We start from the raw sequence: 12,722 nt of genomic DNA, 5'->3' as shown, positions 1-12,722 counted from the left end.
CCGCCTACATTCCGGATGCAACTATACAAGGATCAGACTTTAAAACTTTACAACTCCCTCAGCAGTACTAAAGAAGAATTCAGACCCCTGAACGAGGGTCACGTGGGCATGTACGTCTGCGGACCGACCGTTTACAGCAATGTGCATCTGGGGAACTGCAGGACCTTCATGTCTTTTGATATGATCTTCCGCTACCTGAAACACCTGGGGTATAAAGTTCGTTACGTTCGCAATATAACCGATGCCGGACACCTGGAAGATGATGCAGAACAGGGCGAGGACAAGATCGCCAAGAAAGCCAGGCTGGAGCAGATAGAACCAATGGAAGTGGTTCAACGGTATACCGTGGATTTCCACAATATCCTGCAACAATTCAATATGCTTCCTCCCAGCATTGAGCCTACTGCTACAGGTCATATCATAGAACAGATAGAGATCATAAAAGACATCCTAGAAAAGGGATTTGCCTACGAGCGTAATGGTTCTGTATATTTTGACGTGAAGAAATTTAACGAGGAACACGAATACGGCAAGCTCAGCGGCAGGAAGCTGGAAGATATGATCGCTAATACTAGGGAACTGGCAGCCCAGGATGAAAAGAACAGTCCCCAGGACTTTGCCTTATGGAAGAAAGCAGAACCCCAGCATATCATGCGTTGGCCCTCTCCATGGGGAGACGGTTTCCCCGGGTGGCACCTGGAGTGCACGGCCATGAGCACCAAGTACCTGGGAGAAGAGTTTGATATACACGGAGGTGGAATGGACCTGAAATTCCCGCACCACGAGTGCGAGATCGCCCAGGCCGAAGCCAGCAACGGGGTGAGCCCGGTCCGGTATTGGATGCATGCCAATATGCTTACCCTGAACGGGAAAAAAATGGCGAAATCTACCGGTAACAACGTCTTACCTACAGAGATCTTTACCGGGGAGAACAAGATCTTCAGTAAACCCTTCAGCCCTTCAGTGGTGCGTTTCTTTATGCTGCAGGCACACTACTCCAGTATCCTGGACCTGAGTGACACAGCCTTGTTAGCTTCTGAAAAGGGCTACCACCGGCTGATGGAAGCCATTGAAGCCATAGAATGGCTGCCGGCATCCGATCAATCGGATTTTGATGTTGCTGCCTGGAAGCAACAGTGCTACGATGCTATGAACGATGATTTTAATACCCCCGTGTTAATTGCACAATTGTTCGAAGCGGTAAAACATATCAACCAGATCAAGGAGCGCAAGGAGACGATCAGCCAGCAGGATAAATCACTGCTGCAGGAAACCATGAATGCATTTGTGTTTGACGTGCTTGGACTGGAAACTAAAGCCGGAAGCCAGGGCGAATCCGATAAATTACCCGGGGTAGTGGAATTACTCATCTCTCTTCGTAACGAAGCGAGGGCCAATAAAGATTTTAAGACCTCAGACAAGATCCGGGATGAACTCGCTGCCATGGGCATACAGTTGAAAGACGGGAAAGAAGGCACTACCTTCAGTATGAACTGAAAATCTTATCCAGATATAGCCGCCCTATGAAAAAGATCCTGATAGCTCCGTTCGTCCTGCTGGTCAGGTTTTACCAGCGGTTTATCTCCCCTTTAACCCCTGCCAGCTGCCGCTATGCCCCCACCTGTTCGCAGTACACCCTGGAAGCCCTGCAGAAGCATGGCTTATTCAAGGGAGGATGGTTATCCCTGAAACGTATATTCAGCTGTAATCCCTGGGGTGGACACGGCTATGATCCCGTCCCCTGAGAAGGGATCTTATCCTGGCCGGCAAGTTCTTTTCCCCCATAGCTGATAGCGGCAATATATCCCCTTTCAACACCCGTTTCCCTCTGGTCAATTTTATTATCTTAGGGCCTTAAAACAACCAGCATGTACGCATTAGGTTTTACCTGGAACCCCGACGACACCCTATTCAGCTTAGGATTTATCCAGATCAAATATTATAACCTGCTATGGATCATAGCCTTCGGTTTGGGATGGTACCTGATGAAGAAGATCTTCCAGAACGAGAAGAAGACCATGGAGCAGCTGGATTCTCTCTTCATCTATACCGTAGTGGCCACCATGTTGGGAGCACGGCTGGGACACGTTTTCTTTTATGACTGGGCTTATTACCAGGATCATCTCATGGAGATCCTCCTCCCGATAAGGGAAACCGCTGATGGTTATACCTTTTCAGGCTTTGCCGGACTGGCCAGTCACGGCGCGGCCATTGGTGTGATCATCGGGATGTGGTTATATACCCGAAAATACCCGGACATGAAATTACTCTGGATACTGGACCGGCTCGTGATCCCGGTTTCCATCGGCGCCTTCTGCGTGCGACTCGGAAATTTCTTCAACTCGGAGATCAACGGGAAAGAAGCGGATCCGTCTTTTGCCCTCGCTACCAGGTTTGTCAGGGATTCTGATGACATGCCCGCTTACCGGGCCATGGAAATAACCGGCGAAAGAACAGTGAATGCTGCCTACCACGCCCTGGAAAACAAGCCCCAGTTCTCGGAATACCTCCAGGCAATTCCCTTTCGCCACCCGGCACAATTGTACGAAGGCATCTGTTATATTTTCGTCTTCTTCCTCTTGTATTATTTTTACTGGCATACGGATAAAAAGAATAAATCAGGTTTCCTTTTCGGAACCTTCCTGGTTTTACTCTGGACGGTGCGTTTCTTCGTAGAGTTCGTGAAGAAGAGCCAGGGTGGTTTCGAGGAGTCCCTGGGCCTGCTCTCCACCGGGCAGTGGCTGAGTATACCTTTTATCATTATCGGGCTTTATTTTATGTTCCGTAAAAACCGTTTAAACAAACTATCCAATGGTTAGAGGTTTAATATTACTACTGGTTCTTTGTCTTGCTTTATCATGCAAGGAAGAGCCTAAAGCAAAAGTGGTCAGCAAAACGATCAGTTTTACCAAAGAAGGTGAATTACAGGTATACCGGAATTCATCAGACAGTCTTATCGGTAATTTTGACATCGAGATCGCTGACAATGAATATGAAACCCAGACCGGGCTGATGTACCGGGCATCCATGGAAAAGGACAGGGGGATGTTGTTTATATTCCCGGATGAACGTATTCACAGTTTTTATATGAAGAACACCCAGATCCCACTTGATATATTATACCTGACCAGCGATATGAAAGTGGCATCGATCAAGGAAAATGCCGAACCCTATAATGAGACCAGTATCAGTTCCGGCGTTCCTGTACAGTACGTACTGGAGATCAACGCCGGCCTGAGCCAGGAACTGGGCATTGAGGCAGGCGACAGTATCGCTTTCAGGAAGACGGCTCCCTAGACCGGTTCACTTCTTGAAACTTTAGAATTACAGCGTGCCGGCACTTAATGCTTCAGAATATGAGCAGACTTCCACATTGGGCTGTATTTACGGATAATAATTCCCGGAAAGGAGAATTTATTTCTTCCCTGATGGATGGTGAACCCCCGGAGGATTTTAAACCTTTTGCAGGAAAAGAAGGAGCCCTGTTTTCCAAAAGTGCAGTGGACCATTTCCTGGAAGAAGAAGCCCGGCACGATCAGCATATACTATCCGGCCCGGACCAGCAGGAGCTGAGAACCATGTCTAGCGGGGAACGTAAAAAGGCCTTGCTAAACTTCCTGCTCAACAAGCAACCGGACTACCTGATCATCGTAAATCCTTTTGACAACCTTGATTCTGACTCGGCCCGTTCCCTGGCAGATCTCCTGACCGAATTGTCTGCGGAATTACCCCTTATACAGGTGTTGAGCAGAAGATCAGATATGCTCCCCTTTGCTTCCCACCAGGCTTTTTTGGAAGGCGACCGGCTGGTAAAGATCGAAAATCAAGAATATGGAGCATCCACAGGAGTGAAGCCAGCTGCTCAGAGTAAGCGAAGAATCCCTCCACCCCCTGCTCGTTCAGACCTGGAGAAGGAGCTCCTGGTTCGATTTAACAAGGTATCGGTGGCCTATGGAAAGAAACCTGTGTTGAATAATATCTGCTGGGAGATCAGGAAAGGAGAATACTGGCAACTCAGCGGGAAGAACGGCAGCGGGAAATCTACTTTATTATCAATGATCAACGGGGATAACCCGAAAGCATACGGAGAGGACATAGAGCTGTTCGGGTACCAGAAAGGAAGCGGGGAAACGGTTTGGGACCTGAAGGAGCATACGGGCTATTTCAGCCCGGCCATGGTTGATCGATTCCGGGGATACCACAGTCTTGAAAATATGATCATATCAGGGCTGACCGATTCTATCGGGCTGTATACCCAACCCTCGGCAGCACAACAGCAACTGGCACGGGAATGGCTTAAATTCCTGGAGCTCGAGTCCCATAAGGATGATTATTTCCACGAATGCTCAGAGGGGGTACAACGACTGGTCATGTGTGCCAGGGCAATGGTGAAGCATCCACCCTTATTAATACTCGATGAACCAACTGCCGGATTGGATGACCAGAGTGCTGAACTGTTGGTACGATTGGTCAATACCATGGCACAACAGAGCAGCACCGCGATCATTTACGTCTCCCACAGGAAAGAAGAAGGCTTGCGTCCTGAAAAGATTTTTGAGCTCACCATGACCCCGGCGGGCTCAACCGGGAAAGTAATACTTCCCTGACCTCATAAAAAAACCGCCGTTCCCCAGGGGCACGGCGGTTTTATTTATATCTGAAAAAGAGGTTATTCTTTTACCTTTCCTTCCCTCACTTTAGCATTAAGAGTATCGAACATCACAGGAGTTGCGATGAACAAGGAAGAATAAGTACCCACAATGATACCTACGATCATTGCGAACATAAATCCTCTTAACGATTCTCCACCAAAGATAAAGATAGAGAGTAGTACTACCAGGGTAGTAAGCGAGGTGTTCAGGGTACGGCTTAAGGTACTGTTCAGTGCCAGGTTGGTGTTCTCACCGGCTTTCCAGCCTCGCTCCCCGATGATCTCACGGATCCTGTCAAACACTACCACCGTATCGTTCAGGGAGTATCCTATCACCGTCAGGATAGCCGCGATGAACGCCTGGTCTATTTCCATGCTAAAAGGCATAAACTTGCTGGTCAGGGAGAAAATCCCCAGTACGATCATCACATCGTGGAATACCGCTGCAACAGCACCCAGTGAGAATTGCCATTTACGGAATCGCAACAGTATATAAAGGAATACGACTGCCAATGAACCGATCACTGCAAGTAATGCGTTTTTCTTGATGTCATCCGCAATGGTAGGACCTACCTTACGGTATTTCATCACCCCAATATTATCGTTGGTACCACCAGGAACAAAATCCTCGTATGTTGCACCATCCGGAAGGTACTTCTGCAGGGAATTGAAAAGAAGTCCAAGAATTTCATTGTCTACTTCAGTACCCTGTACGTCTACCTTGTATTTTGTGGTCACCATGATCTGGTTGGCGTCCCCGTAGGTCTTAGCACTAGCGCTTCCCAACACCCCGGTAAGTTCACTGGTAATTTCTGACGGACTCACCGGGTCTACAAAACGGATCTGGTAGTTTCGTCCACCGACGAAATCAACCCCCTGGTCCAGTCCCTGGGTAACGAGAGAAACCACACCGACAACTACCAGGATAGAAGAGACTACGTATGCAATCTTTCGTTTTGCCAGGAAGTTTACGTTGATATTCTTGAACAGGTTCTTGGTCAGGGTAGTGCTGAAATCCAGGGAACGTCCTTTCCCGGAAATATACCAGTCTACCAAAAGCCTGGTGATAAAGATCGCTGTGAATAAAGAGGTAAGAATACCAATGATCAGGGTCGTAGCGAATCCTTTGATCGGTCCTGAACCGAACACTAACAGGATAAGCGCGGTAAGACCGGTAGTAATGTTGGCATCAAGGATAGAAGAAAGTGCATTCTCAAAACCATCGGCTATGGCCTGTCCTTTTCCTTTTCCTTTGGCAAGCTCTTCTTTAATACGTTCAAAGATCAGTACGTTCGCATCCACAGACATACCGATTGTCAGTACGATACCAGCGATACCGGGCAGCGTAAGCACAGCCCCGAGGCTGGCCAGTACTCCGAAAATGAGCACAATGTTGAAGACCAGGGCAACATCAGCAAAGGCACCTGCCTTACCATAGTACATGATCATCCAGATTAGTACCAGTACCATCGCGATCAGGAAGGATGTAAATCCGCTGTCTATAGCCTCCTGTCCCAGGGATGGTCCTACTACGAAAGAATCAATGATATCTGCAGAAGCGGGTAGTTTACCTGCCCTGAGTACGTTTGCGATATCCTTGGTCTCGTTTACCGTAAAGGTACCGGTAATCTCTGAACTTCCCCCTGAGATTCCTCCAACTTGCGATACGCCGGGAGCAGTATATACTTTATTATCCAGGACAATGGCGATCCCTGTATTGTTCAGGTTGGCCTCGTTAGTCAATTTTTCCCATTCCTTGGCTCCACGAACGTTCATATCCATTCCTACTGCAGGGCGGTTGAACTGGTCAAACTGGGCACGGGCATCACTAACCACATCACCACTGATGCGGGGCTCGTTGTCCCTGTTAGATTTAAGTGCGTATAAGGAAGCTACTTCAGCACCCTGGGTTGGGCGTTCCCAAAGGAACTTTGTGAATTGCACTTCGGCAGGTAATAATCTCCTGATCTCAGGCATTCTTAACCACTCACCTATCTGTGCAGTATCCTTCACCGCCGCTACACCAATGGCATAACCAGGAGCATTCAGCTGTAATTTCTCGAATAAAGGATTGTTCTGCGATCCAAGGTCCAGTGTATCCTGGGCTACATCAGACAAAAGTGAATCGATCTCTGATTCTTCCTTTACTGTTTTAGCTTCCGCATCACCCACGATGTTCTTTAACCGCTCGTTAGCTTCGATAAAGAAGCCGATCAAAGCCTGGTTACCGGGCTCGTATGTTTCCCAGAATTCCAGTTGGGCAGTACTTGAAAGCAGGTCCTGTGCACGGGCGATATCCCTTGCACCAGGTAATTCTACCAGGATACGACCGGAGGTTCCTTCACGCTGGATGTTTGGCTGGGTCACCCCGAAACCATCGATCCTCTCGCGCAGTACCTCGAATGCAGATACGATAGATTCGTCAATTTTCCTTCGGATGATTGGCTTAACCTGGTCATCGGTCATCTGGAAATTAACTTCGTCACTCAGTCCCTTATTGGCAAAGATATCAGGGGATGCCAGTTTGGTATCTCCTTTGATCTCGTCAAATGCATCAAAGAACAGGTTCAGGTAAGTATCATCACTGTCTTTAGAAGCAGCATCGGCCATAGCCAGCGCCTTATTAAAAACAGGATTTTTAGTGTTGTCTGCAAGTCCTTTCAGAATGTCCTTGACAGAGATCTGGAGAGTTACGTTGATACCACCTTTCAGGTCGAGTCCCTTATTCAATTCTTTTTTCTTGGCCTCTTCGTAAGTCGTATAACCCAGGACAGGCTCAGAGCTGATGGAATCCAGGTAACGAGCCTCCAGCGACTCTCGTTTGGCAACGTAATCTTCTTCGCTTGCCGGGATCACTGAAGCTGCATAATCTGCTGCCTCGTTTTCCACCTTACTGGTAATAAATGTGTAGGAAAGTTGGTAAATACTTACAATCCCGAACAAAAAAGCAAAAAGCTTTATCAGACCTTTATTCTGCATGGGTCACTCGTTTTTTTTATTAGATGGTGTTGGTAAATAGCGTGCAAATATATGATTTACACCAAGAATTGACAATTTATTTATTTTGCTTGCGGTCGAAGATAATATTTTAACACTATGCTTAAGTGGTCACCTTATATAATAAGGTATTAATTGCACTGAAAAGTGTATCAAATTGAGCGATTTTCGACAAAAAAAGCCGGGATTTGACCCCGGCTTCCTTATTTTATTATTTCTGGAAAATCAGAATTGCAGCAGCTCATTTACTTTGCTGACACCTTCTGCACTTTCTTTCATCTTCGCTTTTTCAGCCTCATCCAGTTCTATCTCCACGATCTTTTCAATACCGTTCTTCCCGAGAAGCACAGGTACCCCTATACAGATATCGTTAAGTCCGTATTCCCCTTCAAGGAAGGCCGAACATGGGAACATTTTCTTCTGATCGCATGCGATGGCCTGTACAAGTGCAGAAACGGCTGCGCCTGGAGCATACCATGCGCTTGTACCCAGTAACTTGGTCAGGGTCGCTCCTCCTACCTTGGTATCTTCAGCGACCTGGTTAAGCCTGTCTTCTGAAAGGAACTCTGAAACTTTTACACTATTCCTGGTGGCATGCCTTGTCAGCGGTACCATCCCGGTGTCACTATGACCACCGATCACCATCCCGTCTACATCAGAAATAGGCGCTTCCAGGGCTTGTGCCAGCCTGTATTTGAAACGTGCACTGTCCAGGGCACCACCCATTCCAATGATCTTATTCTTTGGGATATCTGTGGTTTTATGGACTAGGTAAGTCATGGTGTCCATAGGGTTACTCACAACGATAAGCGTAACATCGGGGGAATGCTCTAACAGGCTGCTTGCCACAGATTGGACGATCCCGGCATTGATCCCGATCAGTTCTTCCCTTGTCATCCCCGGTTTTCTTGGAATTCCCGAAGTGATCACTGCGATATCACTACCGGCAGTCTTGGAATAATCATTGGTAACTCCTGTGATCTTGGTGTCAAAGCCATTCAGGGAAGCGGTCTGCATCAGGTCCATAGCCTTTCCTTCCGCAAATCCTTCCTTGATATCCAGCAGTACTACTTCCGATGCAAAATCCTTGATCGCGATATATTCTGCGCAACTGGCCCCTACGGCCCCTGCCCCTACGATGGTAACTTTCATGTGTGGTATATTTTTAGGTTTATATTCTTGCCTGCCAAAAATACTGATTTTTTAACTAAAACCCCGGCAGAAATGCATTATAAGACTGCAGAGTTTTGTCCTGCAGCCACCCTTTAATTAATGCAGTTTATCGAGCAAAATTTGGACAAATGTGCAGTTCAACGAAAATTTTCGTAAAACCTGTGCAGTACATCGAATCGCGGCAATACTATGGAAAAAGGGTTCGTTCTAATAGGACCCAAATCATAACTAACCTACTTTAATGAAAAAGTTATTTTCCCTCGTTATGCTTTTGACCATTGTGGCCGTGAGTAACTGTACACGCGTCCCCGACAATAATGATCCTGTTATAGGGATCTGGGTCCAGGAGCAGATCAATAACAACAGTGATACCGAAAAGGAATCCGTAAAACAGGAATGGATCTTCAACGATGTTTACCTGGGCCGTTACCACAAGTATAACGGCAGTACGCTGGAGATCAAAACCGATTTCCGCTGGGAGTATGCCGATGGATTTTACACCATCACGTATCCAGGAACCGATCTTGAGAAACAGGTGGTGACCATGAGAGAGACCCCGGAAGGAACTTACCTGGAAGATGAGAAAGGCAATGTGATTGCCTTCAGAGAATAAGGCCCCAAATTTTCCCATATATGCCAAAAAGCAGTTTTCTACGGAAGACTGCTTTTATTTTGACCAGCTTCTGACTGGCTGTCTGGTCCGGGTAAAAAAAATCCCGGCAACACCAACAGGTGTCCCGGGAATTTAGGTAGCTTGGTTAAATACGATTAACGGAATCCGAAATTGACCCCTACTGAAAGATTGTTAAATTCACCCAGGCTGTAATCAGCATTCAGGCGGAAAAAACCGAGTTTAAGTTTGGCTCCAAGGTTTGCCGTAACCCCGCTTGCTTTTTTCTCGATACTGAAAGGATCTGTGTAGGATTCCTGGAATGGGCCTGACTGTACCCGGTAAGTTCCCAGAACATCGGTAGTCGAAGTACCACTAAGGTAACCAAGGGCGCCGTAAAAATTGATCACCGGCAACCTGGTGGAGACTATCGCCTGGAAATTCCATGAATTGATAGCGGCATCAATCCGTTGGTTCTCCCCATCAATAATACTTGTGTTTGTAAAGTCGTATGTACCGTCCAGGTGGGTATACCCTATCAGCCCGGATATTGCGATCGGGAGGAGCTTGTCTGCAGGGAGATGGGAAGTAAATTCGTGCTGCAGCCCTATCCCGTAGAGCCCGATACTCACCTCGTCTGTTTGTATCTTAGGCAGGAATCTCGCTTTGATCTCTGTACCTTTGACCAGTCCCACGCTAGCCTGCAAGTAACCTGAGGGTATAAAATCGATTCCCTCCGAGCTCAGACCTGTAGGAAGTTCAAAATCCTCCCTTGCCGTTATCCCGGGAGCAACCTCTGCTTCTACAAATACCCCGATACCTTCTATATCACCCAGGGCTGTAGACACTTCCTTGGAGGTACTACCGTCCTGGAACTGCAGGTTCTCGTATTCGGAGGTGTCCAGGATAAATGACTTTTTATCTTCTTTATTTTTAAACCCGGTAAGGTTCCCGATCACGGAGATCTCGAATCCACCCAAGGGTTTGGCGCTGGCCGAATTGAACCAGCCGGAAGAAATACTATAGATGGATGCCTCGGAGACGGGAGACAGGTAATCTGTCATAAACCGTTCTGCATCTTCGACTCCTGCAGCCAGAAGGTTATTGGCACTGGTTTGTGCACTTAATGCGGAACTGCCAATAATGGCAGCCGCCAGGATCATTTTTTTCATAATTACAGTTTTGACCAAAACTAAAAAACCCACACCAGAGGTGCAGGTTTTTGTTGTGTAACTATGGATTGTTATACGTCAATGTTCGCATAAACGGCATTCTTCTCGATAAATTCCCGTCTCGGCGGCACCTCGTCCCCCATCAACATGGAGAAGATACGATCGGATTCGGTGGCGTTATCAATAGTGACCTGCCTCAGGGTCCGGAACTCCGGGTTCATGGTGGTATCCCACAATTGCTCGGCGTTCATCTCTCCAAGACCCTTATATCGTTGAATGCTGACATTTCCGCTGAAGCTTTCTGCGATCTCGTCGCGCTCTTTATTGTTCCAGGCGTAACGTTTCTTATTCCCTTTTTTAACAAGGTATAACGGAGGCGTGGCGATATAGACGTGCCCGCCTTCGATCAGTTCGCGCATATACCGGAAGAAGAAGGTGAGGATCAGTGTCTCGATGTGGCTACCGTCCACATCCGCATCACACATGATGACTACTTTGTGGTACCTGAGTTTTTCCAGGTTGAGCGCCTTGCTATCGTCTTCTGTCCCGATGGTCACCCCCAGGGCCGTGTAGATGTTCTTGATCTCTTCGTTTTCAAAAACCTTGTGCTGCATGGCCTTCTCCACGTTCAGGATCTTACCCCTCAACGGCAGGATAGCCTGGAAATTCCTGTCCCGGCCTTGTTTTGCCGTACCACCTGCAGAGTCACCCTCCACGAGGAATACCTCGCATTTGGTAGGATCCTGCTCGGAGCAATCGGATAATTTCCCGGGTAATCCCCCGATACTCATTACCGTTTTCCGCTGCACCATTTCCCGTGCCTTGGTAGCCGCATGGCGGGCCTGGGCCGCAAGGATCACTTTCTGCACTATTATTTTAGCGTCATCCGGGTGCTCTTCCAGGTAATCCGTCAACATCTCTGAAACCGCCTGGCTTACTGCTGCGGAAACCTCGCGGTTACCCAATTTTGTCTTGGTCTGCCCTTCAAACTGGGGTTCTGCTACTTTAACCGATACAATGGCCGTAAGCCCTTCTCGGAAGTCATCCCCCTGTACTTCGAATTTGATCTTATCGAGCATTCCGGAAGCATCCGCGTATTTCTTCAGGGTAGTCGTAAGTCCCCTCCTGAACCCGGAAAGGTGGGTACCCCCTTCGTGGGTGTTAATGTTATTTACGTAAGAATGAAGGTTTTCCGTGTACGATGTGTTGTAGACCATAGCTACCTCCACGGGAATATCATTCTTTTCACCTTCCATGGAGATCACGCTCTGTATAAGGGGTTCGCGGTTCCCATCCAGGAATTTTATAAATTCTTTCAGTCCTTCTTCAGAATAGAACTCCTCGTGTACAAATTCGCCCTTATCATCCTTTTCACGTTTGTCGGTGATCGAGATTCGCACTCCCTTGTTCAGGTAGGCAAGTTCCCTCATCCGGCCGGCGAGTGTATCGTACATATATTCCACAGACTGGGTAAAGATCTCCGGGTCCGGGCGAAAGGTCACCACGGTTCCCCTCAGGTCAGTCTCCCCAATGCTTTTGACCGGGTACATCGCCTTTCCGCGCTCGTACTCCTGCTGCCAGATCGTACCATCACGGTAAACTGTAGCCTGTAAGTGGGTAGACAGGGCGTTTACAACCGATACCCCAACACCGTGGAGTCCACCGGATACCTTGTAGGAATCCTTGTCAAACTTACCCCCGGCACCGATCTTCGTCATTACCACTTCGAGGGCAGAAACCCCTTCTTTCTTGTGGTGGTCTACGGGGATACCCCGGCCGTTATCTTCTACCGAGATCGAATTATCTTCATTGATAGTCACCTTAATGCTGTTACAGTGACCACCCATGGCTTCATCAATGGAGTTATCGACCACTTCATACACCAGGTGGTGCAGACCTCTGACGCCTACATCCCCGATATACATGGACGGACGTTTCCGCACGTGCTCAATACCTTCCAATGCCTGAATACTGTCGGCAGAATATGTGTTCTTTTTTGCTTCTTCGCTCATGGAAAAAATGGTGTTGTTTCGTTCTATTTATTGCAATCCCACAAATATAAGCAATACCCTATGAAATATAGCCTTTTGACCGATTTTAGTGTGTCAAGTTATCAACA

Annotated in this window: 10 protein-coding genes; 6 read left to right on the top strand and 4 right to left on the bottom strand. The window is 47.6% G+C overall.

The features are described from left to right. Nucleotides 1-15 precede the first annotated feature (15 nt). From cysS to CLV82_RS12565, 5 genes are all read left to right on the top strand, one after another. Nucleotides 16-1,497 carry a cysteine--tRNA ligase gene (cysS, locus tag CLV82_RS12585; protein ID WP_133644705.1) on the top strand — a complete coding sequence of 494 codons (1,482 nt, stop codon included), beginning with the start codon at nucleotides 16-18 and terminating at the stop codon, nucleotides 1,495-1,497. A 26-nt stretch (nucleotides 1,498-1,523) separates the two neighbouring features. Then, complete coding sequence (gene yidD / locus CLV82_RS12580; protein WP_133644704.1) at nucleotides 1,524-1,745, top strand: membrane protein insertion efficiency factor YidD; 222 nt, start codon at nucleotides 1,524-1,526, stop codon at nucleotides 1,743-1,745. 123 nt (nucleotides 1,746-1,868) lie between these two features. Further along, on the top strand, nucleotides 1,869-2,819 hold the full coding sequence (gene lgt / locus CLV82_RS12575; protein ID WP_133644703.1) for a prolipoprotein diacylglyceryl transferase: 951 nt from the start codon (nucleotides 1,869-1,871) through the stop codon (nucleotides 2,817-2,819). Next, nucleotides 2,812-3,297 carry a DUF192 domain-containing protein gene (locus CLV82_RS12570; protein WP_133644702.1) on the top strand — a complete coding sequence of 162 codons (486 nt, stop codon included), beginning with the start codon at nucleotides 2,812-2,814 and terminating at the stop codon, nucleotides 3,295-3,297. The genes lgt and CLV82_RS12570 overlap by 8 nt, the downstream gene beginning before the upstream one ends. Before the next feature lie 59 nt (nucleotides 3,298-3,356). Next, nucleotides 3,357-4,607, top strand: a complete 1,251-nt coding sequence (locus CLV82_RS12565) for an ATP-binding cassette domain-containing protein (protein WP_133644701.1) — start codon at nucleotides 3,357-3,359, stop codon at nucleotides 4,605-4,607. A 62-nt stretch (nucleotides 4,608-4,669) separates the two neighbouring features. Here CLV82_RS12565 and secDF read toward each other — a convergent pair whose 3' ends face one another. Both secDF and mdh read right to left on the bottom strand, forming a co-directional pair. Beyond that, nucleotides 4,670-7,630 carry a protein translocase subunit SecDF gene (gene secDF, locus CLV82_RS12560; RefSeq protein WP_133644700.1) on the bottom strand — a complete coding sequence of 987 codons (2,961 nt, stop codon included), beginning with the start codon at nucleotides 7,628-7,630 and terminating at the stop codon, nucleotides 4,670-4,672. 243 nt (nucleotides 7,631-7,873) lie between these two features. Beyond that, nucleotides 7,874-8,800: a malate dehydrogenase gene (gene mdh, locus CLV82_RS12555; RefSeq protein WP_133644699.1), complete on the bottom strand. Its 927-nt coding sequence runs from the start codon at nucleotides 8,798-8,800 to the stop codon at nucleotides 7,874-7,876. A gap of 262 nt (nucleotides 8,801-9,062) precedes the next feature. Between mdh and CLV82_RS12550 the strand changes: the two genes are divergently transcribed. Continuing rightward, nucleotides 9,063-9,434: a hypothetical protein gene (locus CLV82_RS12550; RefSeq protein ID WP_133644698.1), complete on the top strand. Its 372-nt coding sequence runs from the start codon at nucleotides 9,063-9,065 to the stop codon at nucleotides 9,432-9,434. A gap of 155 nt (nucleotides 9,435-9,589) precedes the next feature. On the opposite strand, the gene CLV82_RS12545 is transcribed toward CLV82_RS12550, so the two are convergent. Both CLV82_RS12545 and gyrB read right to left on the bottom strand, forming a co-directional pair. Continuing rightward, nucleotides 9,590-10,603: a DUF6588 family protein gene (locus CLV82_RS12545; RefSeq protein WP_133644697.1), complete on the bottom strand. Its 1,014-nt coding sequence runs from the start codon at nucleotides 10,601-10,603 to the stop codon at nucleotides 9,590-9,592. A gap of 71 nt (nucleotides 10,604-10,674) precedes the next feature. Beyond that, complete coding sequence (gene gyrB / locus CLV82_RS12540; protein ID WP_133644696.1) at nucleotides 10,675-12,615, bottom strand: DNA topoisomerase (ATP-hydrolyzing) subunit B; 1,941 nt, start codon at nucleotides 12,613-12,615, stop codon at nucleotides 10,675-10,677. Between the last annotated feature and the right edge of the window lie 107 nt (nucleotides 12,616-12,722).

This window comes from Zeaxanthinibacter enoshimensis (assembly GCF_004362865.1).
Classification (GTDB): domain Bacteria; phylum Bacteroidota; class Bacteroidia; order Flavobacteriales; family Flavobacteriaceae; genus Zeaxanthinibacter; species Zeaxanthinibacter enoshimensis.
The sequence above is the reverse complement of the archived record's forward strand: the minus strand, read 5'-3'. Positions and strand labels throughout refer to the sequence as shown.

What these genes read in the sequence shown, in the direction of transcription:
- cysS (WP_133644705.1), top strand. Translation starts at nt 16, where the DNA reads ATGCAACTATACAAGGATCAGACTTTAAAACTTTACAACTCCCTCAGC.
- secDF (WP_133644700.1), bottom strand. Translation starts at nt 7,630, where the DNA reads ATGCAGAATAAAGGTCTGATAAAGCTTTTTGCTTTTTTGTTCGGGATT.
- lgt (WP_133644703.1), top strand. Translation starts at nt 1,869, where the DNA reads ATGTACGCATTAGGTTTTACCTGGAACCCCGACGACACCCTATTCAGC.
- CLV82_RS12565 (WP_133644701.1), top strand. Translation starts at nt 3,357, where the DNA reads ATGAGCAGACTTCCACATTGGGCTGTATTTACGGATAATAATTCCCGG.
- CLV82_RS12545 (WP_133644697.1), bottom strand. Translation starts at nt 10,603, where the DNA reads ATGAAAAAAATGATCCTGGCGGCTGCCATTATTGGCAGTTCCGCATTA.
- yidD (WP_133644704.1), top strand. Translation starts at nt 1,524, where the DNA reads ATGAAAAAGATCCTGATAGCTCCGTTCGTCCTGCTGGTCAGGTTTTAC.
- mdh (WP_133644699.1), bottom strand. Translation starts at nt 8,800, where the DNA reads ATGAAAGTTACCATCGTAGGGGCAGGGGCCGTAGGGGCCAGTTGCGCA.
- CLV82_RS12570 (WP_133644702.1), top strand. Translation starts at nt 2,812, where the DNA reads ATGGTTAGAGGTTTAATATTACTACTGGTTCTTTGTCTTGCTTTATCA.
- CLV82_RS12550 (WP_133644698.1), top strand. Translation starts at nt 9,063, where the DNA reads ATGAAAAAGTTATTTTCCCTCGTTATGCTTTTGACCATTGTGGCCGTG.
- gyrB (WP_133644696.1), bottom strand. Translation starts at nt 12,615, where the DNA reads ATGAGCGAAGAAGCAAAAAAGAACACATATTCTGCCGACAGTATTCAG.